The organism is Streptomyces soli, assembly GCF_003999195.1.
GTDB lineage: Bacteria > Actinomycetota > Actinomycetes > Streptomycetales > Streptomycetaceae > Actinacidiphila > Actinacidiphila soli.
In genome coordinates this window covers 32,495-53,774 of sequence record NZ_RJVR01000056.1, presented here as the reverse complement: position 1 = coordinate 53,774, position 21,280 = coordinate 32,495, and the positions used below count along the sequence as shown (strand labels likewise).

18 protein-coding genes and 3 pseudogenes are annotated in these 21,280 nt (G+C 64.0%); 16 read left to right on the top strand and 5 right to left on the bottom strand.

Annotation, left to right across the window (positions count from 1 at the left end):
- The first annotated feature begins 179 nt into the window (after positions 1-179).
- A complete protein-coding gene (locus tag EFK10_RS03895) occupies positions 180-419 on the top strand; it encodes a chaplin (RefSeq protein WP_127354366.1) in 240 nt (79 codons plus the stop codon).
- Between the two features lie 89 nt (positions 420-508).
- Here the strand turns inward: EFK10_RS03895 and EFK10_RS03890 are convergent, their stop codons facing one another.
- Positions 509-1,297: a hypothetical protein gene (locus EFK10_RS03890; protein WP_127354365.1), complete on the bottom strand. Its 789-nt coding sequence runs from the start codon at positions 1,295-1,297 to the stop codon at positions 509-511.
- A gap of 81 nt (positions 1,298-1,378) precedes the next feature.
- Between EFK10_RS03890 and EFK10_RS03885 the strand changes: the two genes are divergently transcribed.
- The 4 genes from EFK10_RS03885 (at position 1,379) to EFK10_RS03870 (ending at position 4,588) form a co-directional block, all read left to right on the top strand.
- Positions 1,379-2,188, top strand: a complete 810-nt coding sequence (locus tag EFK10_RS03885) for an ABC transporter ATP-binding protein (RefSeq protein ID WP_127354364.1) — start codon at positions 1,379-1,381, stop codon at positions 2,186-2,188.
- 72 nt (positions 2,189-2,260) lie between these two features.
- On the top strand, positions 2,261-2,683 hold the full coding sequence (locus EFK10_RS03880; RefSeq protein WP_127354363.1) for an NfeD family protein: 423 nt from the start codon (positions 2,261-2,263) through the stop codon (positions 2,681-2,683).
- Positions 2,684-2,807: 124 nt separating this feature from the next.
- Positions 2,808-3,752, top strand: a complete 945-nt coding sequence (locus EFK10_RS03875; RefSeq protein WP_127354362.1) for an SPFH domain-containing protein — start codon at positions 2,808-2,810, stop codon at positions 3,750-3,752.
- A gap of 83 nt (positions 3,753-3,835) precedes the next feature.
- A complete protein-coding gene (locus tag EFK10_RS03870; RefSeq protein WP_127354361.1) occupies positions 3,836-4,588 on the top strand; it encodes a sulfite exporter TauE/SafE family protein in 753 nt (250 codons plus the stop codon).
- 4 nt (positions 4,589-4,592) lie between these two features.
- On the opposite strand, the gene EFK10_RS03865 is transcribed toward EFK10_RS03870, so the two are convergent.
- The 3 genes from EFK10_RS03865 to EFK10_RS03855 all read right to left on the bottom strand — a co-directional run bounded on the left by EFK10_RS03865 (position 4,593) and on the right by EFK10_RS03855 (position 6,825).
- Positions 4,593-5,099, bottom strand: a complete 507-nt coding sequence (locus EFK10_RS03865; protein WP_127354360.1) for an HNH endonuclease — start codon at positions 5,097-5,099, stop codon at positions 4,593-4,595.
- 342 nt (positions 5,100-5,441) lie between these two features.
- Positions 5,442-5,996: a YbhB/YbcL family Raf kinase inhibitor-like protein gene (locus EFK10_RS03860; RefSeq protein WP_127354359.1), complete on the bottom strand. Its 555-nt coding sequence runs from the start codon at positions 5,994-5,996 to the stop codon at positions 5,442-5,444.
- Positions 5,997-6,042: 46 nt separating this feature from the next.
- Positions 6,043-6,825 (bottom strand): sporulation protein, encoded by a 783-nt coding sequence (locus tag EFK10_RS03855; RefSeq protein WP_127354358.1) that lies wholly within the window; start codon positions 6,823-6,825, stop codon positions 6,043-6,045.
- 86 nt (positions 6,826-6,911) lie between these two features.
- Here EFK10_RS03855 and EFK10_RS03850 point away from each other — a divergent pair.
- From EFK10_RS03850 to EFK10_RS03800, 11 genes and pseudogenes are all read left to right on the top strand, one after another.
- Positions 6,912-7,166 (top strand): annotated as a pseudogene (locus tag EFK10_RS03850) (DNA-3-methyladenine glycosylase); the annotation flags it as partial.
- 526 nt (positions 7,167-7,692) lie between these two features.
- Positions 7,693-8,448 carry a recombinase family protein gene (locus tag EFK10_RS03845; RefSeq protein ID WP_127354357.1) on the top strand — a complete coding sequence of 252 codons (756 nt, stop codon included), beginning with the start codon at positions 7,693-7,695 and terminating at the stop codon, positions 8,446-8,448.
- A gap of 903 nt (positions 8,449-9,351) precedes the next feature.
- The gene (locus EFK10_RS03835; protein WP_127354356.1) at positions 9,352-10,287 is read left to right on the top strand and encodes a hypothetical protein; all 936 of its coding nucleotides are present in this window, start codon (positions 9,352-9,354) and stop codon (positions 10,285-10,287) included.
- 734 nt (positions 10,288-11,021) lie between these two features.
- Complete coding sequence (locus tag EFK10_RS03830; protein ID WP_127354355.1) at positions 11,022-12,839, top strand: coiled-coil domain-containing protein; 1,818 nt, start codon at positions 11,022-11,024, stop codon at positions 12,837-12,839.
- A gap of 217 nt (positions 12,840-13,056) precedes the next feature.
- A pseudogene (locus EFK10_RS52535) lies at positions 13,057-13,643 on the top strand (tyrosine-type recombinase/integrase); the annotation flags it as partial.
- Positions 13,644-14,010: 367 nt separating this feature from the next.
- Positions 14,011-14,562: a hypothetical protein gene (locus EFK10_RS03825; RefSeq protein WP_127354354.1), complete on the top strand. Its 552-nt coding sequence runs from the start codon at positions 14,011-14,013 to the stop codon at positions 14,560-14,562.
- A 388-nt stretch (positions 14,563-14,950) separates the two neighbouring features.
- A pseudogene (locus EFK10_RS03820) lies at positions 14,951-15,163 on the top strand (helix-turn-helix domain-containing protein); the annotation flags it as partial.
- A gap of 520 nt (positions 15,164-15,683) precedes the next feature.
- Entirely contained in the window at positions 15,684-15,869 is a 186-nt protein-coding gene (locus EFK10_RS48430) for a hypothetical protein (RefSeq protein ID WP_206305293.1), read from the top strand.
- A gap of 121 nt (positions 15,870-15,990) precedes the next feature.
- On the top strand, positions 15,991-16,266 hold the full coding sequence (locus EFK10_RS48425; protein WP_206305292.1) for a hypothetical protein: 276 nt from the start codon (positions 15,991-15,993) through the stop codon (positions 16,264-16,266).
- A gap of 123 nt (positions 16,267-16,389) precedes the next feature.
- Positions 16,390-17,076: a transposase gene (locus EFK10_RS03810; RefSeq protein WP_127354353.1), complete on the top strand. Its 687-nt coding sequence runs from the start codon at positions 16,390-16,392 to the stop codon at positions 17,074-17,076.
- Between the two features lie 433 nt (positions 17,077-17,509).
- Entirely contained in the window at positions 17,510-19,252 is a 1,743-nt protein-coding gene (locus tag EFK10_RS03800; RefSeq protein ID WP_127354352.1) for an AIPR family protein, read from the top strand.
- 394 nt (positions 19,253-19,646) lie between these two features.
- Here EFK10_RS03800 and EFK10_RS03795 read toward each other — a convergent pair whose 3' ends face one another.
- Positions 19,647-20,684, bottom strand: a complete 1,038-nt coding sequence (locus EFK10_RS03795) for a hypothetical protein (protein WP_127354351.1) — start codon at positions 20,682-20,684, stop codon at positions 19,647-19,649.
- Positions 20,685-21,280: the final 596 nt, after the last annotated feature.

The window sequence follows — 21,280 nt, the reverse complement described above, 5'->3', positions numbered from 1 at the left end:
CGACAGCGCCGGGTCCAACTGTGACCACCGGCCCCGGAGGCCTCGCCTCCGGGGCCGGTCCTTTGCCTTCGGCCGTACGGGGGGTTCCCGGCCCCGGCCCGTTTCATCCGACCACGCCCCGCGTTCCTCAGGGCGTGGCCCCACGCCCGGGGTCGTACAACAGCAGGAGGAACGCTTCCATGAGCACTGCCAAGAAGGCAGCTTTCGCCATCGCCGCCGCCGGGATGGTCGCCGGTGCCGGAGCCGGCACGGCGCTCGCCGACTCGAACGCCGATGCCATCGCTGCGAAGTCTCCAGGCGTGATCTCGGGCAACGTCATCCAGGTGCCCGTGCACATCCCGGTCAACCTGTGCGGCAACTCGATCAACATCATCGCGTTCGTCAACCCGACTATCGGGAATGTCTGCGTCAACCACTGACGCCGCCGGAAGGCCCCGCGGACAACGACGTCCGCGGGGCCTTCCGCTCTGTACCGGTCCTCCTACAGGACTCCCTACGAGAGGCGGCCTCAGCCCTTCCGCCGCTCCGCCTCCTCCACGTACGCGTTGTACGCCGCGACCTGCGCCCTCCGCGCCGTACGCTCCACCGGCCGCAGCAGCTCGGCCCGCGCCGCGATCTCCGAGGCGCTCACCGCCGCCCCGTGCTCCCCGGTCGCGATCGCCACCAGCGCCGCCACCCGCTGCGCCAGCTCCAGCACCCGCGCCGCCCGCGGCGGATACCCCGGCGCCAGCACCTCGCGCCCCCGCTCCGCCCGTGCCCGGTATGCGTCCAGCGCCGCCTGCGCGGCAGGACCCGACCCCGCGACATCCAGCTTCGTCAGCGCCGCCGTGGCCTCTCTCAGCGCCTCCGCCAGCTCCCGCTCCGCCTCGCCCAGCGACGGCACGTCCGCGGGCGGCCCCTGCCGGACCTCCAGGCAGTGCCACTCCACCTCGACATGCACATCGCCCCGGGGACCGGCCTCCCTCACCTCCGGTACGAGACCGAGCGGCGGTCCCCCGACCGCGACGACCGCCTCGCCCGCCGCGAGCGCCCGGGCATTGAAGTCCGGCGGCCCGCTGAGCCCCAGCGGATGTCCCGGCACCGGCAGCGCGAGCCGCAGCCCCGTCACCCCCAGGGCGCGCAGCCGGCCGAGCCCCAGCGTGAGGCCGACCGGGGCCGGCTCACCCGGCAATCCGGAAACACGGTGGACCGTATCGCCGGCGATTACCTCATCGGCGACGTTATCTGGTGCGGCAAGTCCGGCAATCAGGGCATTCCCCCACGCCGTAAGCCGTCCTGAGCGAGGTTCCTCGAGCATCCCCCCAGCCTAGGGACTGGCACCGACACCGCGTGGCGTAGGTTTTCCCTCGGGGGCCTCGACGCCAAGACTGCGACTGCAATGGGAGACAACGCGCTCATGAGCGATGTTCTGGAGCTGGTGGACGTATCAGTGGTCCGCGACGGCCGGGCTCTGGTGGACCAGGTCTCCTGGTCGGTCGCCGAGGGTGAGCGCTGGGTGATCCTGGGTCCCAACGGCGCGGGCAAGACGACCCTGCTCAATGTCGCCTCCAGCTATCTCTTCCCGACCTCCGGCACCGTCCAGATCCTCGGCGAGAAGCTCGGCAGCGTCGACGTGTTCGAGCTGCGGCCGCGCATCGGCATGGCCGGCATCGCCATGTCCGAGAAGCTGCCCCGCCGCCAGACCGTCCTGGAGACCGTGCTCACCGCCGCGTACGGCATGACCGCCCACTGGCGGGAGAGCTACGAGAAGGTCGACGAGGACCGCGCCCGCGCCTTCCTCGACCGGCTCGGCATGTCCGACTTCCTCGACCGGAAGTTCGGCACCCTCTCCGAGGGCGAACGCAAGCGCACCCTCATCGCCCGCGCCATGATGACCGACCCCGAACTGCTGCTCCTCGACGAGCCCGCCGCCGGCCTCGACCTCGGTGGCCGCGAGGACCTGGTCCGCCGCCTCGGCCGGCTCGCCCGTGACCCGATCGCCCCCTCCATGATCATGGTCACCCACCATGTCGAGGAAATCGCCCCCGGCTTCACCCACGTCCTGATGATCCGTCAGGGCAAGGTCGTCGCCGCCGGACCCCTCGAGACCGAGCTCAGCTCCGTCAACCTCTCCCGGTGCTTCGGCCTCCCGCTCGTCGTCGAGCGCCGCGGTGACCGCTGGACCGCCACCGGCCTGCCCCTCAGCTAGAGCCCAACTTCCGCCCGGCCCCCGGGCTTTCGCGCTCTGTCACGATCACCCCAACGCCCCTACGATGGGGGCGTGGACTCATGGTTGTGGTGGCTCGTCGCGGCAGTAGGGCTCGGAATTCCGCTCGTGGTGACCGCGATGCCCGAGTTCGGGATGTTCGCGGTCGGTTCGGTGGCCGCCGCTGTCGTCGCAGGCCTCGGCGGCGGAATCACCGCGCAGGTGCTGGTCTTCGTCATCGTCTCCGTCGCACTCATCGCCGTCGTACGCCCCATCGCCAACCGGAACGCGAAACAGCGCCCCGAACTGCGCAGCGGCGTCGACGCACTCAGGGGCCGCCAGGCCGTCGTCCTCGAAAGGGTCGACGAGAGCGGCGGCCGCATCAAGCTCAACGGCGAGACCTGGTCCGCCCGGGCTCTCGACTCCGGCCGGATTTTCGAGCCCGGCGACAAGGTGGACGTCGCGGAGATCGAGGGCGCGACAGCCGTCGTCATCTGACAGCTGACCTGGCCGTACGGGGCCCACGGGAATTCGCCGAACCCCAGCGCCGCCCGGCCCGGGTCTGACAGACTTGATCATGTCGTAATACAGGCAGCAGCAGGCAAACGGCGTGGGAGCAGACGTGGCACCGATCGTCATCGTCCTGATCATCCTGGTGGTGCTCGTCTTCATCGCGCTCATCAAGACGGTCCAGGTCATTCCGCAGGCCAGCGCGGCCATCGTCGAGCGATTCGGCCGCTACACCAGGACGTTGAGTGCGGGCCTCAACATCGTGGTCCCCTTCATCGACACCATCCGCAACCGCATCGACCTCCGCGAGCAGGTCGTGCCCTTCCCGCCCCAGCCGGTGATCACCCAGGACAACCTGGTCGTGAACATCGACACCGTCATCTACTACCAGGTCACCGACGCCCGGGCCGCGACGTACGAAGTCGCCAGCTACATCCAGGCGATCGAGCAGCTCACCGTCACCACCCTGCGCAACATCATCGGTGGCATGGACCTGGAACGGACGCTGACCTCCCGCGAGGAGATCAATGCGGCGCTGCGCGGCGTCCTCGACGAGGCCACCGGCAAGTGGGGCATCCGCGTCAACCGCGTCGAGCTCAAGGCCATCGAGCCGCCCACCTCCATCCAGGACTCGATGGAGAAGCAGATGCGCGCCGACCGCGACAAGCGCGCCGCGATCCTCACAGCCGAAGGTATCCGCCAGTCACAGATCCTCACCGCCGAGGGTGAGAAGCAGTCCGCCATCCTCCGCGCCGAAGGCGAGTCCAAGGCCGCCGCCCTGCGCGCCGAGGGCGAGGCACAGGCCATCCGTACGGTCTTCGAGTCCATCCACGCCGGCGACCCGGACCAGAAGCTCCTCGCCTACCAGTACCTGCAGATGCTCCCCAAGATCGCCTCAGGCGACGCCAACAAGCTCTGGATCATCCCCAGCGAGCTCAACGACGCCCTCAAGGGCCTCGGCGGCATCGTCAACATCCCCGGCGCCCCCGGCGCGGGCGGCGGCGGCAACGGGGACGGCGGCACGCGCCGCGAGACCCCGCGCCTCGACAAGGACTGAGAAAGCACCAAGACATGGCATGATCGCTGCGCGTCCCTCGACCTCAAAGGCGGGGAGGCGTCGCACCGATCATGGAGAAGCACATGTCCGTCTGGGAGATGCTGGCCGTCTTCGCGACCGGAATCGGCGCGGGCACAATCAACACCATCGTCGGCTCCGGCACCCTGATCACCTTCCCCGTCCTGCTCGCCGTCGGCCTGCCCCCGGTCACCGCCAACGTCTCCAACACCCTCGGCCTCGTCCCCGGCTCCCTCACCGGCGCCTTCGGCTACCGCCGCGAGCTGGAAGGCCAACGCCCCCGCGTCCTGCGGCTCGGCGTCACCGCCCTCGCCGGCGGCCTCACCGGCGCGATCCTGCTGCTGGCGCTGCCCTCTGCGGCCTTCGACGCGATCGTCCCCGCCCTCATCGGGATCGCCCTCGTCCTCGTCGTCCTCCAGCCCCGGCTCTCCCGCGCCATGGCCGGCCACCGCGGCCGTAAGGAACACGGCGGCCCCCTGCTCGTCGCCGGCATCTTCCTCAGCAGCGCGTACGGCGGCTACTTCGGCGCCGCTCAGGGAGTCCTCTACCTCTCCCTCATGGGCCTGCTCCTCAGCGACACCCTGCAACGCATCAACGCCGTCAAGAACGTCCTCGCCCTGCTGGTCAACGGCGTGGCCGCGGTCTTCTTCCTCTTCGTCGCCCACTTCGACTGGACGGCAGTCCTGCTCATCGCGGGCGGCGCCGCCATCGGCGGAGTCATCGGCGCGCGCGTAGGCCGCCGGCTTCCGCCGACGGCCCTGCGCGGGGTGATCGTCGTGGTCGGTATCGTCGCGATCGTCCAGCTGATCATCCGCTGACCGGCTACGCCGGCCGCGCCAGCCACTCCGGCAGTGCGGCCGCGCCGTCCTTCATCCCCAGCGCCAGCAGCAGTGTGTCCGCCGGTGTCGGCTCGAACGGCTGCGTCAGCAACCGCATCCCCGCCTGCTCCGGCGTACGGTCCGCCTTGCGGTGGTTGTCCTCCGCGCACGACGCGACCGTGTTCAGCCAGGTGTCCCCGCCACCGCGCGAACGCGGTACGACATGGTCCACCGTCGTCGCCCTGCGACCGCAGTACGCGCACCGGTGCTGGTCACGCACCAGTACACCGCGCCGCGACCACGACGCCCGTTGTCGGAACGGCACCCGTACGTAGCGGCAGAGCCGGATCACCTGCGGCACCGGTATGTCGACCGCGGCCGCACGGATCCGCAGCCCGGGATGCGCCTGCTCGACCACGGCCTTGTCCCGCATGACCAACACCACCGCACGCCGCAGCGACACCGTCGACAGCGGCTCGAAGCTCGCGTTCAGTACCAGCGTCTCGCGCATACCGCCCACCCCTCAGGTCCGTCTCCGCCCCATGGCGAAGTGTTTCCCACTGTGACCGGGCGTTACCCGCGCGGACAACGCAATTTCCGCACGTCAGGGTGAACGGAGAAGAAATCGGAGGATAACGCCTGCCACTCCGGGCGCCCTCCCCCGTGACTCGCATCGGGCGCCCGGAGCGCGGCGGTCGACGCGGACACCCCGGCGATAACAGGGCTCCGGCGGACAGCTCGGCGTCCACGTGGCGAGAACCGCACAGCGCAACGCCCCGCCGTCCCCGCGACTGCGGTGCCGACCGGCACCACTGTGCGATCCGGAACGCCGGGGCGCAACGCAATTAACCGACTACTGACCGCTGGTGTCCTCGAACTCCCCGATCAGCTGGGCCCGTCCGATCGCATGGAAGCGCAGATTGAAGCCGACAACCGCCGGCGACACGTCCGCATCGGGCCCGAGCTTCTCCTGGTCCACCGCGTAGACCGTGAAGACATACCGGTGCGATCCGTCACCCGGCGGCGGCGCGGCGCCCCCGAAGTCCTTGCTCCCGTAGTCGTTCCGCACCTGCACGGAACCCTCCGGCAGCCCCTTGCTGTGTTCGTTCTCAGAGGCACCCGATCCCGCACCCGCGGGCAGCTCGGTCACGTCCGCCGGGATGTCGAAGAGCACCCAGTGCCAGAACCCGCTGCCCGTGGGCGCGTCCGGGTCGTAGCACGTCACGGCGAAGCTCTTCGTCTCCGCCGGGAACCCCTCCCACCGCAGATGCGGTGAGGTGTTCCCCTCCGAGTACACCTGATCGGCCTTCAGTGTCCCACCCGGCTCGATGTCGTCGCTCACCACAGTGAACGACGGCACCGGCGGGTGGAAGTCGTGGGGGAGCGGCCGCCGCTTCAGCTCGGACACTCGGCACCTCCTGATCGCATCGCGCGAAGTCCTGACCAGACCGACCTTAGAACCAGTTGCGCTTCCCGCCGACCTCGGCCAGCCACTGGTTGAGATACGCCGCCCAGTCGGTCGCCTGGAAGCTGTTCAGATTCACCGTGAAGGAGCGGAAGGTGTCGCTCCCCTCGGTGAACAGCCCCGGCTTCTTGTCCATCTCCAGGATGACATCCATCTCGTGGCCGTCGGCGATGAACGTCAGCTCCACCTGGTTCAGCCCCCGGTACTGCTGCGGGGCGTGGAACTCGATCTCCTGGTAGAAGGGCAGCCGCTGCCGCGTCCGCCTGATGTGCCCACGCTCCAGGTCCGCGTTCCGGAAGGAGAAGCCCAGCTGCCCGAAGGCGTCCAGAATCGCCTGCTGCGCCGGGATCGGATGCACGTTGACCGGGTCCAGGTCGCCCGAGTCCACCGCGCGGGCGATCGCCAACTCCGTCGTCACCCCGACGTTCATCCCCGTCAGGTGCCGCCCGATGAAGTGGGTGATCGGCGTCTCCCAAGGGATCTCCAGACCGAACGGCACCGTGTGGACCGCCCCCGGCTGCACCTCGAACGCCCCACCCAGCTGCTGCCGGTGGAACTCGATGTTCTGCTTGTACTCCTCGTCCCCGTGCTCCACCTCGACCCGCGCCTGCAAGCCGACCGACAGGCCCTCGATCTGCTGTGCGACCGAGCCGCCCTGGATCCGCACCTCGCCCTGAACGACACCGCCCGGCACCACATTCGGCTCGTTGAGCACGGTCTCCACGGACGCGCCCCCGGCGCCCAAGCTCGCAAGCAGCTTCTTGAAGCCCACGTTTGTCCCTCTCCCTTTACGAACGGTTGTCCCGCCCTTTAACGAACGCGACCCCGTCCCGAACGGTTCCACTACTCTCGTACCGCATGATCCCCGCTCCCGAAAGCACCCCGCTCGCCCGGGCCTTCTTCAACCGCCCGGTCCTCGAGGTCGCCCCCGACCTCCTGGGGCGCACCCTCGTACGGAGCACGGGTAACGGCTCGATCGTCCTGCGCCTCACCGAGGTCGAGGCCTACGCCGGCCCCGACGACCCCGGCTCCCACGCCTACCGCGGCCGCTCCGACCGCAACGCCGTGATGTTCGGCCCACCCGGCTACGCCTACGTCTATTTCACCTACGGCACGGTGACGGTGCCGAAGCAAACACAGCCTCTTGCGTCTGACCTGCGGTTCTCTGTTGAGCAAGCCCGACGAGGAACCGCAGGCTCTCCGCTTCGTTCCCTTCGACACCGTCGAGAAGTTCGGCCAGAAGGGCGAGCTGTGAGGGGGTCAATGTGAGCGTCTGAGCACCAGGTCCCGCAGCGTGGTTGGCCTGGAGCTTGTGGGCGTGTCTCGCGAAACGAACGTGTGCGGCCTCTGGGGGCAGCTCGAACGTCTCCACAGTCACCCTCCCGCTGGAACCCTTGTGAGGCCATCCTAACGACGCGCAGAGACCGATCAACGCGTCCGGAGACACGAACGCCCAGACCGGGGCGTGACGGCGCCGCCAGCTTGGCCGGAATATGGCCCCTTGTGCCTCTTCCTCCGTAAAGCACAAATTCTGGGTTTATATCATCGGTGTCCCGTACATCCGATGTAGCCCCAGGTGGTGGCAGGGAGTGACCACCGATTTCTTATACCAATCTGTCGTTTGGTATGAGATCGGCTCATGACGACGAAGACCGGGACCGCTCGCCGCGCTCGCAACGCCCGTACTCCGAACCTGGCCGTCGGCTACCTTCGTGTCAGCACCGAGGAAGAGGTGAAGTCCGGCGCTGGCCTGGACGCGCAGCGCACGGAGATCGACACGTTCGCTGCCGCGCGGGGACTGACAATCGGTGAGTGGTATGTGGACGAGGGCGTGTCGGGCGGGACGGCGCCAATGAAGCGCCCGGCACTCGGCGCTGCGCTGGAGGCGCTGCGTACAGGTCCGGCGAGCATGCTGCTGTTCCGCCGCTCCGACCGGGTCTGGCGTCGTGCCTCTGACCTGCTGGCGCTGCGAGACCGGGCCGAGGAGGAAGGATGGCAGATGGCCGCCGCTGACGGCTCAGTCGACAACTCGACCCCGCACGGTCGCCTGATGTTCACCCAGCTGGCCGGCTTCACCGAGGTTGAGCGTGACCTGATCCGATCGCGGACCCGCGAGGGATTGGCGGCGAAGCGCGCGGCTGGCGTGCGTCTGGGGCGGCCGTCCAGCTTGCCGCCGGAAGTGGTCGCCCGGATTGTGGCCGAGCGCACAGACAGCCGGGGCCGCGTGCGCCTCTTCGAGGACCTCGGCGACTCTGTCAGCGCCAACCCTGCGTTCACTACCGTGTTCGATGGCCAACTCCTATTGGACAACGACGCCTGGCTGTCGGCGACGTGGAAGGCCTCACGCGCTGCGTGTACCAGCTGGGGGACCGAGCAGCCTGGAACGTTCGCGTAGCGGTGGACAAGCCGGGTTGGGATGCCCGTGCCATTGATGTGACTGTTGGACGGCCCAGCACGTAGCTTGATCAGAGTGACGGGGCGCTTAGAAGGCGCTTTGCGAGTTGTGCACCATCGCCCATTTTGACCTGCGACTCTTCTCCAACTGAGCGCTCCGCCTGCTCGACGACTTCGCCGACGAGGAGCGGACCGCCGCGGCCGAGAACGTCTTCGGGCTGGCGGCGATGGGGTCGGCGAACGAAATCTGCGCTGACGTGTGGATACCGCATTTCACGGACGCGCCGGTGGACGCCCGCCCACGCACCGGTGACGGTCCGCGGGTGGTGCGCGGAGGTGCCGGCGACCTCTACCCGTGGCAGGGCTGCGACGAGTGGCTGCTGCTGCTCTCCGCCACCCGCTACGAAAGCCAGGACTTCACCGCGGTCCGTCCCGTTGCACCTGTGCCAACCGGTCCCCGGGGTATGCCTACACAGCGCGCGTGACAGCTGCCTTGTAAGTTCGGGCCGGGCTCTGTACGGCCTGCCGGAAGGCGCTTGCGCTGGCAGCCTATGGTCGGTCTCCGGCTGTCTCGTCCCGCACTTGTCTGTCGGCGTTGATGTCATCTGGTGATGTCAGCCACGACTGAACCGGTGTTGAGGAAGCGGGCACAACCCGTCCGACTCAGCCTGGCAGACACGGATCACCTTCGTCTTGCGGCTTCTGGGATGTCGTGGCCGTCCGATGCTCAGCTCCTAGAGACGGCGCCTGCGTGGGTGACCTCTCCGACAGCGCGCCTCTACTCGTGCCACGTCCTGGGTAGTCAAGGGCCTTGAGAGGGCGCCAGCATGATGACCAGTGGCGGGGCCATTACGTCGTGCCAAGTCCGAGACACGTGACTTGACCGATCCCTATGATCTGTTGCGTGACAGGGGCATCTGGCTGGGTTTGGGACCCAGACACGTGGCAGGAGTGGGCCATCCGCTTGCTCCGGCAGCAGCATGGCGCCGACAACGTGATCAAGGTTCCCGATCAAGATCGAGGCGACCTTGGAATCGAGTGCTTTACTCGAAGCGGCATCGTTTATCAATGCTATTGTCCAGAAAATCCAGACCTTAGCCCTCGGGCGCTGTATGACAATCATCGCGACAAAATAACCAAAGACATAAATAAGTTCATCAAGTACGAAACGGAACTTATTCGCCTCTTTGATAGCGTAAAGATTAGATCGTGGATTCTTTTCACGCCTAGACATCAATCCCATAAGACCGTGCAGCATTGCAGCGAAAAGGCGACGCTCGTACGGCAGGCCCAACTTTCTTATGTCACCGATGACTTCATGGTTGATGTTCACGAACTTGCGGACTATAAAGAGTCGGCTGAAATTCTAAGTCGGGGTCCGGTGCTCCCTGCTCCGGTCGGGATTCCTGCAACGGTTCCGACGAGCACGGCAGACGGTATCGACTTTGGGCAAGTTCAGAGCCCGCTGATTAGCGTAATGGATGAGAAACTTTCCCGCATCCCGCAACTTGCTAACCCTGCGAAGCGGACCACCTATCGGGCGCATTTGTTGGGGAGTCAACTCGCCGGAGAGGGCCTTCTGGACCGGTATTTGGAGTCAATCCCAGAGGTCCATCAGCAGATCGTTGATTGCGTTGCAAGCGTGGAAAGAGGCTTGCTTCTGGCATCCGGACCGGGTGATCTACCTCATAAAGTCCTGGGTGGGGTGATCGAGGAAGTGCGCCTCAGGGTGGAACAGGTAGTACCGGGAATCGCAAGGAGTAACGCCGAGAGTATTGCTCTAATGGCTGTAACGGACTGGCTGCAACAATGCCCTCTAGATTTCGAAGAGGCAGGCTGAAATGTCAACAGGGCCCATGTCGATAAATGAAGAGGTTCGCAGGCAGCCTGTGGTATTTCGAAATAGGCCGAGGCCTGTCCCGCCTACCAGTGATACATCTTGGCGCTTGGGTGCCTTGGTCCTTGTTCTGAGTAAGTTCCGTGGCGCAGCAGCTGATGTCGACGATTTGAACGTAGTAACTTACGCTCTCAGAACTTCTACCACTAGGGCCCGCTTTTTGGCCTGGTGGGAAGGATCGTTCGTCGCCGGAGTGGGCTCGTTCAATCTTGAGCCTTCGCTGGACCTAACGATTCGGCTGGCGCACGCCGAGGGCCTCATCTCCATTTCCCCAAAGGGGCGCGTAGCGCTTCTCCAAAGAGGGAAAGACTTTGCGCAGGCAGTGGACCGAGATGAGGAGATATTTTCCGAGGAAAAATCTTTCTTGCTTCGCCTCATGCCGATTTCGACGGCCAAATTGAAGCGTGCTCTTGCACTGATTCGCTGAGGAGCCTGTCTTGCTGCGTATTACGGCCGTTTCTATTAGGTCGATCACACCCGAGGGTGCTGTCAGCTTTGCTACGCGATTCAATAACGGGCTGACTGTGATTCGCGCAAAGAACAGTTCCGGTAAAACTTTGCTATTGAATTCAATCATGTATGCTCTAGGTCTTGAGGGAACACTGAAGCCAGGTAAGCAGGGAGTTCTTACCACAGCCCTCACACACAGCGTGAGGGTGAATGGGGCGGAGCGGCCCGTGCAGCAGTCCTGGGTCGACCTAGAAATTTCAAATGGTTCAACTTTCGTCACCGTCCGCCGTTACGCAGTTCCCCCCGAAGGTATTAATTCAGACCTGATCACGGTGTGGGAAGGACCTCTTCTGTCGGCGCCCGATAGCGATGTCCGCGAACCGCGTTATTACTACGTCGGCAGGGGTGGGACAGCGCAAAATGAGGGCGGTTTCCATAATTATCTAGCTCGCTTCCTCGGGTGGGAACTTCCGGTAGTTCCCACTTACAGCGGGAAGGAAGCTCCCCTGTACCTGCAGGTACTTGCGTCACTGTTCTTTGTTGAACAGAAGCAGGGGTGGTCGGGCATCGTACCAAGGATGCCGACGCAGTATCAGATCAGAGAGCCGCTCAGACGCTCGATCGAGTTCTACTTGAAGCTTGACGTCATGGAGCGTGCTCGCCGCCGGTCTGAACTTCAGCAAGCGTTGACGGTGCTCCGGGCCGAATACTCATCCCTTCGCGGTGCCTTGGACGCTGCGGCTCATGTCTCTAACGCTCGCGTGCTGGGTGCAAGTGAGTTCGGGTCAGCGGCGTTTTTTAGAAGTCCCCTGTTTGATGCAGTGTCAGGTGAGGCGGAGGCCGGCACGGTAGTCACGATTTATCGCCAGGATCAATGGGAGACACTTCAGGACGCGCTCGGCCGCCTGCAAGACGAAATTCGTGAAGCCAGCACGTTCGTGCGGTCGCGCATTAGTAACGACGAATCAGCTGCCTTGGAAGCTGGCCTTGCTCAGGCGCGCGAAAGATTGCGACGCATCACCATCGAGCTGCAAGCGCTGGATGACTCTGCCAACATGATGGACATGCAAAGGGGAGTCCTCGAAAAGAGGCGCCGCTTGCTTGAACAGGAACAAAGGCGATACAAGGATATTGTTGCCTTGGAGAGTATGGGGGCGCAGTTCTCCGCTCACGCAATCGCGCATCACGACTGTCCTACGTGTCAGCAATCACTCGACGGGACGGAAAGTCTATCGGGTGCGCCAGTTCTTTCAACGGTTGAGAGTGCTGCACTGGTTGGCCAGCAGTTGGAAACAGTCTCGAATGTAATCAACGATGCATCAGTAAGCGCCCGAGCCAACGATGCGGCACGTGGAGCACTTGAACAGGAAGCAAGCGCACTGCGCGCTCAAATCAGGGCAATCCAGGCGGATCTTGAAGCGGAAGCCCCCAGCATTTCTGTCGCGCGATTGCAGGCAAAGCTTGCGGCTGAAGCCAGAAACCAAGAGCTGATTCGGCTACGCGATAATGCGCAAGTCATCATCAATGATCTTCTTGACGCGCAGAGAAGGGCTAATGAGATAAAGGGTGAACTCGACTCGCTTGGAGATGAGGTATTCACGGAAGAAGACAATCGTAAGCTTGGCCGCTGGCAGCGAGAGCTACGGGATTTTCTGTCAACATTCAGTTTCTTGGTCTTCGCTCCCCGCGAGATTTCAATCGATCCTCAAGCTATGCGTCCAGCTCACGGTGAGAGCGATCTTGGCTTCCAAGGTTCGGCTAGCGATGGCCTGAAATTGCGATGGGCGTATCTCCTGAGTCTCGTGCAGACTAGCGCCAGCGTTAGTGGTTGTCATCCCGGGCTGCTACTACTTGATGGCCCGCGAATGTACGATGTCGAGCCCGCGGCGATGAAATCTTTCCTGAGAGCTTGTACGCAACTCATTGGAGAAGGTGGTCAGGCGCAAGTAATTCTTACCTTGAGTGAGGACCCTGCTGTGATTCATGATTGGTTGTCTGGCTGTGAATACGGGGTCGTTAATGTTACGGAAAGACTTCTCGCCTAAGTCGGTGGAGCGGCTTTGGGCAGGAGCTGCCATGGGGCGAGAGATCGGGGCCCGTAAGCTTGCGGCGACTCGGGCGGTCTGTGGACCTGCCCGCTAAGGCCCGATGTGGGCCCCGATCTTCGAGGCTCGCCCCATGGTGGCTGCCTAAGGCATCGGAGCGCCGGCCGCCCCAGCCACCGCGGTTCTCACCTCATGCCCCTGGCCTACCTTGCTGGCGCGCGGCGGCGGACGGCGCCTCGTGGGCCTTTTCGCCGCGATGTACTTCGGGGGCTTGCGCCCGGCCGAAGCGGTCGGCCTCGCCGAGACTGATCTCAACCTGCCCGCCAACGGTTGGGGTTCCGTCATGCTGCACCGGACGCGGCCGAGCGTCGGGAGGCAGTGGATGGATTCCAGGGAGAGCCACGACGACCGCGGGCTGAAGAACCGGCCGGCCGAGGACGTACGGCGGTGCCGATTCCCCCGCAGCTGGTGGCCATCTTAAGGGAACACCTGACACCTTCGGCACAACTGGCGACGGGCGGCTGTTCTTCAGCGAGGGCGGGGGAGCGGGGGAGTGGTCTCCTCATCCTCGTACTACCGGGCCTGGCAGGAGGCTCGCCTGCTGGCGCTGCCGCCAGCGGTGGCCGCACACCTGCGGCACTCGGCGCTGTCGACGTGGCTGAACGCTGGCATGGACGCCACGGAGGCTGCCGAACGGCGGGTAACAGCATGGAGTTGCTGCTGAGTCAGTATGCGAAGTGCAGCGACGGTCGGCAGGAGGTTGCGAACCGCCGCATTGAGGATCTGCTGCGCGAGTACGAGTGACGAGCCGCGGACTTCTGCGGGTCGTGTCCCACGACGTGGTGTAGGGGATCAAGCGCGCCGGAACGAGGCCCATGACGATCTCCGTTACAGACGGCAGCTCGAAAGTGAGACAATGGGGGCAGTGCCCGCCGTGAAGATCTTGTGTAAGTAACATGTGGTCATGCGCCCTTCCGACGTGCCGATGTCAACAGCCATTGCCGCTCGCCCCCGTGACCCTCGGGGGTATCCGATTCCCGCGATTACCCCGTGGAGGGATGGCGTTCCGCAGTTCGCCGAGCTGAGCTCCATGCGGGTCTTCCTCTGCGTCAAGGAGCGCAGGTGCACCGTCTGCGGACTGGAGATTCCGCCCGGTCCCATTTGGCGGGTCGTGGACACCGAGGAAACCGAGATGCTGAGCCAAGTTCTGGCTGCTGACCTCGGGCACAAGTTCCATAACCAGGCCCCAAACCAAGAGGGCCCTGGTCATCGGGCGTGCATGATCTACAGCGCGATGATCTGTCCGTTCCTCGCTGGGCCAGGGGCACGTCGGGGCCGGGCCGGGAACACCTATGGGATGGAGATGCCGAAGGGTGATGTCCGAGGGGGCAAAGCAGGTGTCGTCGCCTATGACGGCTATGAGTTCACCTCGACGCCTGCCGGGCCTGGAGTCGTCTACGGGCACCCGCTGGAACTCATCGAATACGAGAGTGGTGAAGATCTACTCGGCGAGCTTGAGAAGTTGCTGCAGAACGAGGACGCGGACGACCTTGCCCCCTGTCCGCCATGGCTGCTCGATGATGAAGCCGCAGTCGAGGTTGCCTTCAAGCGCGCCATCCGTACCCCCGAGGACGTAGCGCGGTTGAACGCTGCGCGCCATGCTGAGCAGACCCGAAGGAAGAAGCAGAAGCAGGCGAAGGCATCGCGTCGCCGCAACCGTTGACTCGCTTCTGCCGCCCCTGGCTTTGCAGAGGGCCTGTCTGATCGGAACAGAAGTTCCTGCGAGCCCCGCAGGTAGGACGCGCATTGCACCTGTCCGTGGAGCCCTGGCCGAAGCCGCCAGTGCGGTCGGCCCCGATGAAAGTCGGCAAGCTGACGGCCAATCTCGGCGACGGGTGAATACTGGTTCTGGCACACATTCCGTGCAATGAGGCATCCTCGCGGCGCAGAGCGTGGTCGTTGGTGGCGTTGCCGCAGGTCAGGCGGAACGGGCTCTGACCGGCGATGAGACGACAGCAGTGGCTGCACGGAATGTGTCCCAGAACCCGAACGGTGACCCACTTCGCGATCTTCTGATCATCCTGATCTTCATCGAGGGTCAGGAGGAGAGGGTGATTCACGTGGAGGACTGGGCCGAGATCCGCCGGTTGCACCGGGCCGAGCAGATGCCGATCCGGGCGATCGCACGGCACCTGGGCATCTCGAAGAACACGGTGAAATGGGCCCTGGCCGGCGACCGGCCGCCGGTCTACCAGCGTCCGCTGAAGGGCTCGGTCGTCGACGCGTTCGAGCCCGCCATCCGCGAGCTGCTGAAGCAGACCCCGAACGGCGCTTGACGCTGGCATCGGCCGGGAGCTGGTGGCCGCGGTGCATCGCAATGCGGCGTAACTCGCTCACCAGGCGCCCCGACTGCTACGCGCCTGGCGCAGGCGAACGCCGATCGACTGCATCGCGGATGTAGCCTCCCATCCCCGCAAGGTGCTGGTGTGATGACTGGGCCATGCACTCGAATGTACGCGCTGGTGTCTCGTGTGCACACGGGGTAACAGAAGATCCAGGCGTCTCGCTGGCGGATGACAGGGGGATGACGCATCGGTACGCCATGCGTCATCCGCCATCATCTCCCGTCATCTGTCCTGGTCAGAGCCCCTGGACCGAGTGGTCACACGGCGACCGGACCGGTCGCCGAGAGGCCGACTGAGGTGAGATGACGTGCAGAGGATGACCAGGAGGGGCGTCGAGAGGCTGTCACTGCCGCAGACGACCCGGTGATGTGCCGCGCGAAGTGGGCCGACAACCCGCGACGGCCCTCCGCTGCCGACAGGGCGTCTCTTTGAAGTTGTCGTGATCAACCAGCGCATCGGCATGGAGACCTTCGACCAACTCGTACGCCGTGACATGCCCCTCGGCCCGGTCACGCTCGACCAGGGATCAAAGCAGGTGGGCTTCTTCCTCAACTCCCGCTGGGGCGAATGCTTCGAGGCCTTCCTAGCCAGGGAGACGGATGGTCCCCGCCGTACAAGTACCTGAGCGAGGGCCCGCTCGTCGTCGCCCCTGGCCCCATGCCCCTGTCCGGCGACCGCTTCCAATGGCTCCGCGCCCCGTCTGTCGCCCGGAAGCCAACCCCCTGCGGGCGGCAGCCCTGGCCGTGATGTTCGTGGCTGCAGCCGAGCTGATCGCTCGCGCCGACAACTACGGCATGGCCCTGTACACGGACGCCGACTACGAGGAGATCATCACCGAACTCTCCGACGGGCTGGACCGGCTGGGCTGCTGGGATGCCGACTGGGAGGTCCCGGCAGCGGCGCGATCACCCGGGCCCGCCAGCGCCTGGGCGATGCGGTGCTGGCCGATGTGTTCGACGCCGTCGCGCAGCCGGTCGCCGAGCTGCTCACTCCCGGCGCACTCCTGGGCGGCTGGCGGCTGATGGCCGTCGACGGCTTCGGCTACGCCGGCGGCAGCCAACACCCCTCGGCGTTCCCCAAGGTGCGGGTGGTCACGCTCTCGGAAGTCGGCTCACACGCCAAGGCCGGGAGCGGCGATCGGGCCGGTGACCGGCGCCGGCTCGGGCGAGCAGGCCCTGGCCCGCACTCTCTACCCCCGCCTGGAGGAGGACCAGCTGCTGCTGGCCGACCGCAACTTCTACTCCTTCACCGACTGGTGCCAGGCCGCCGACACCGGCGCCGAACTGCTGTGGCGCATCACCGACACGGTGCGGCTGCCCGTCCTTGACACCTTCGACGACGGCTCCTACCTGTCGGTGGTCTTCGACGCTTCGGTACGCGGCGTCGCCCGCGAGCACCTGCTGCGCGCTGCCCGAGGCGGCGAGGCGCTGCCGCCCGAGCAGGCCCGGTATGTGCGGGTGGTCGAGTACGACGTGCCCGACCGCGGCGAGGAGCAGGGGCGGGAGCTGGTCTGCCTGCTGACCACCATCACCGACCCCGGCCGCGCCGCGGCGCCGCTGCTGGCACAGGCGTATCACCAGCGGTGGGAGCACGAGCTGGCGAACAAGGAGATCAAGCAGGTGCTGCGCGGTCCGGCGCGCATCCTGCGCTCGAAGAGTCCGCAGATGGTGCGGCAGGAGATCTACGGCTACCTGCTGGCCCACTACGCCCTCAGCGACCTGCGCTGTCGCGCGGCGACCGAGGCCGGCATCGATCCGGACCGGATCAAATTCACCCGTACCGTGCGCATCGTGCGCCGCAGCGTCACCGACGCCGCAGCCTTTTCCCCCTGACGGCCTGTCCGCCCTCACCACGTCCATCCACCGCAACATCACCCGCAGCAAAAACCTCAACCCCCCACGCCGCCAGCGCAGTTACCCGCGAGTCGTCAAACGCACCCGCCACAACAGCTACCGCCTCAAGCGGCCCGAGGACCGCGGCCGACGACATCCACAGCCACCAACCGTCCGCCTCGCCAACCCGCCTGCCCACACAGCCCCAGCAAGATCAACTTAACGTCAGTGGCATTGCCTCCGGACCAATCCCGCTGACACTGGCCACACGAACCAGCGCGGCAACGAGATGCTGGCTTCTGCCTTGTGGTGGCTGAGGTCAGGTATGGCCGCCGTCGACAGGATCGCAGCCTGCCTCTTCCATATCACCGTGTGCGATCGGTACGGTGCTCCTTGCAGGGACGAGCCTGGTGATCTTGGGTGCGGGGGGCGCATGAATAAGCTGTGGGTCAGGCACATCAAGGATGCGCTGCACACAGGTTTCGCGGATCACATCGATATGAGTGATTACGAGAAGGCTAGCTCCTCCATCCGGGAGAAGGCGTTCCTGAGCAGGTCCCTAGCGGCCCTCACCGTTCAGAGGTTTACAGAACTCTCAGCGGCGCAAGCAGCCGCCACCGTTGTGGATGGCAGCCATGACAACGGAATTGACGCCATTGCGATCGATCCTATACAGCACAGGGTAATTCTTGTGCAGTCCAAGTGGGATGGCTCCGGAGACGGCAGTCTTGGACTAGGCGATTCACGGAACTTCATTGCAGGGTTCAAGGACCTCCTCGACACGAAGTTTGATCGCTTTACCCCTCGACTGAGAGCCCGCGAGGAGCAGATCACGGCGGCGCTCGACGATGTCGATGTGACATTCGTCCTTGTCGTGGCCACGACTGGTCGAGCGGAGTTGGCGAAACCATCTGCTGCGGTTTTTCAGGACGTGGTCGACGAGATGAACGAGACTCAACAATTGGTCTCGGTGGAGTTGCTGGGCCTTGCTGAGTTTCATTCCTTTGTAGCCGAGGGGCTAGGTGGCTCGCGCATCGATTTTCACGCACAGCTGGAGAATTGGGGAACTGTAAGTGAGCCGTATGAAGCTTATTACGGTGTTGTGGCGGCTTCGAATGTCGCCGAGTGGTACGAACGTTTTGGTGATCGGCTATTCTCGCAGAATATTCGAAAGGCCCTTGGTAACACTAGCGTGAACGACGCGCTAGCGCACACCATCCTGGATTCACCTCATCATTTTTGGTACTTCAATAATGGCGTCACAGCTCTCTGTGAGAGCATCAAGAAGACGCCACGTGGTGCGGCAACTCGCACTTTCGGTGATTTTTCTCTGGCCGGGGTAAGTATCGTCAATGGTGCTCAGACTGTGGCGAGTATCCATAAGGCATGGCAGAAAAGTGGTAGTTCTCTTGACGGTGCAATGGTGTGGGTTCGATTCATTAATCTTGAAGCCTGCCCCGAGGGCTTTGCAACGGCAGTCACGAGAGCAACAAATACGCAAAACAGTGTAGAGACGCGAGATTTTGTGGCTTTGGATCCGCAACAGGATCGGTTGCGTACCGAATTGGTGCTTTCACTGAAGAAGACCTATGCGATCAAACGCGGAGAGCCTATACCGAGCCCAGCGAACGGCTGCACAGTCGTGGATGCCACGGTCGCACTGGCATGCGCGAATCGAGAGCCAAGTTTGGCAGTCCTGGCAAAGAGCAAAGTCGGAAGTCTTTGGGAGTCAACGGAGAAGCCTCCGTACCGTACGCTGTTCAATCCAACTGTGGGGCCATATCGAGTGTGGAGATGCGTTGAGGTCATGCGTTCCGTGGACCTCACGTTGTCTGACCTAAAGAAGAAGCTGGATGGGCGTCCGCGGTCGGTATGTCTGCAGGGTAACCGCCTTGTACTTCACTTGGTTTTCCGAGAACTCGACTTACAGCGGGTCGATGACGCCGAGTACGACTGGTCTTCAGAGTTAAGGCGAGTTCCCGCGCTCACGGAAACAGCTCTCTCCTCTCTCGTGCAACATGTCGATGATGTGCATCCGAGCAGTTACGTGACGAGCCTATTCAAGAACATCACGAAATGCCGTGATATCGTTCAGAGGGTTCGTGATGACTGGCCCAAGGACTCCGACGACAGGAAACCGGAAGTAAGGGCAGGACGGCGATTCCTCCGGAACTAGGGAACCTCGCGGCCAGGTTATCTGCTACTTCCGGTGCATCGGCCTCGCCCCTGAGTCGAACGAGCCGTCAGGTGCCACTGCTGCACGCAGTCGTTGCCATCAGCAGCTTAGCCGTATGAGCGAGGCGGGAGAGCGCATCCTGGCGCGCCGGCCTTGCCGGGTCAACGGCAGGAGAGCACCGAGCAACGCGTCCTTGAGCCGCCTGGGATGGCCATGTGACACGAACGCAACGGGCCTTGATCAAGTAGGGAAGTTCCAGGCCCTGCTGTTCGCCCCTCGTGAGGCAGAGCGGATCGGAAGTCGCCTCCCGCTCCTACGTCCATTGAGAGGTCGGCTTCGCCGACGGGCTGCAACACCCCAGAGTGTTACAGCCCTCTCTCCGCACGGCGCACGATCAACCGGACAGGCGCCCAATGGCCCGAGCCAACAAGGCGGTGTCCTCATCGCCCTGCCACTGCACTACCTCGAAGCGAGGTTGAGCATCGTAGGTTCGGTTGAATTCACGCACCTTTTCGGGGAGTGGCGCATTGGTCACAACGAGGACATTCTCAGAAAGGGAAGAGAGCTTGGAAACCAACTTCTCGATATCGCGCATTTGCAGCGCCCCTCGGCGGCGAAATCGCACCTCCACTGCAACTTTGGTTCCGGTTGGCGTTTCCCCGTAAGCGTCGAATTCATCGTCCCGGTATCCCGGTTCGGCACGCAAGCCCGCGCGGCCCATGGCACGAAATACGGAACGCTCGTATTGAAGCGCCTGGAACCTTGAATCTTGCGCCAGTTCCAAGGCTTCCACGATGCTCTGCGCAGCAGTGATATACGACCGTGCGCCACTCTTCGTTAGAAGAATATCGCCTTCCTGGACGACTCGGTTCCGCAGGCTGCGCAGATCCTCGACCGATCGGGCGAGTTCACCAGAGAGCAAGCCGATATTGTACAAGGACTCCGGAGAAACCCGCGCAACCCCGTGCTTTGCAGCGGCGGCCTTCAAAGCCCTTTCTACCTCCCGCCACGCCGCCATAACCGCAGCAGTTGTTTCCGTCTCTGCAAGCTCAAACAGGTCGGAAAAATCACTACCCGAATATTGCGGTCGCGCGATCTGCTGCAGTTCTCTGCTCGGGATTTCCGGGGTTTCCGCATCCTCTACTTCCGGATGTACCGTCTCTGCTGCTGCCAGTTCGCTTGCCATCTCGCTCCCGATTTCGGCAGCTTCCTGAGCGACTGCATCAGCCTGCTTTTCAAAGGCTACTGTTCCCAGAGGAGTCTCAACGGACTCGACGCGGCCGAACAACGATGCCAGTTGCTTCCTGAAGGTGAAACCGAGAGCCAGTACAACGGCTGGCCAGACGAGTGTGCGAAGATATTCCAAAGCCATCTGCCATGACATGGCGAAATGCTTCCATAACTGCGCGCTGTACGTCAGTGCTTCGAGCAAGTTCCCTCGCAGCTTGGCTGGCGGGGCATGCAGCGCTGGGGTGCACCTTGGGGGAGCCGCAGCTTGCGTAAGCGGACAGCCCGGACACCCCATCCTTCACCTGTCCGGTCTCTTGTCGCAGGTCAGGGGCTTATCCGGACGGTCGGACAGGTAGGACACTGCCTGTCCGATGACGTGCCATGTGCCTCGTCGCACCCTTGGCAGCGAGCGATGAAGAGCGAGAGGAGCCGAAGTGCGGGAGGCCAGTCCGCGCGGAACCTACCTGGTCATTGCGGAGGCGTTGCGAAACGAGATCGAGGCGGGGGAGGGCGTTGACGCCCTCCCGTTAGAGGCTGAGTTCATGGAGGCGCACGTCGTCTCGCGCAACACGATCCGCCGTGCACTCAGGACGCCTCCGGGGCGTCCGCCACGATGCTGCCTTTCTGCCTCCGGGGCTGTTGCTTCCCGGGCACCCTGAGTAACGTGGATGCACGTTCTGTCCAGGGGGACAGCTTGAACACTCTCGCATGCAGCCAGCCGAACTGCCGGAACACGGCACGAGCAAAGCCATATCCCGAGGGTTACCTGTGCCGGCAATGCCACCAGAAGATGCAGGA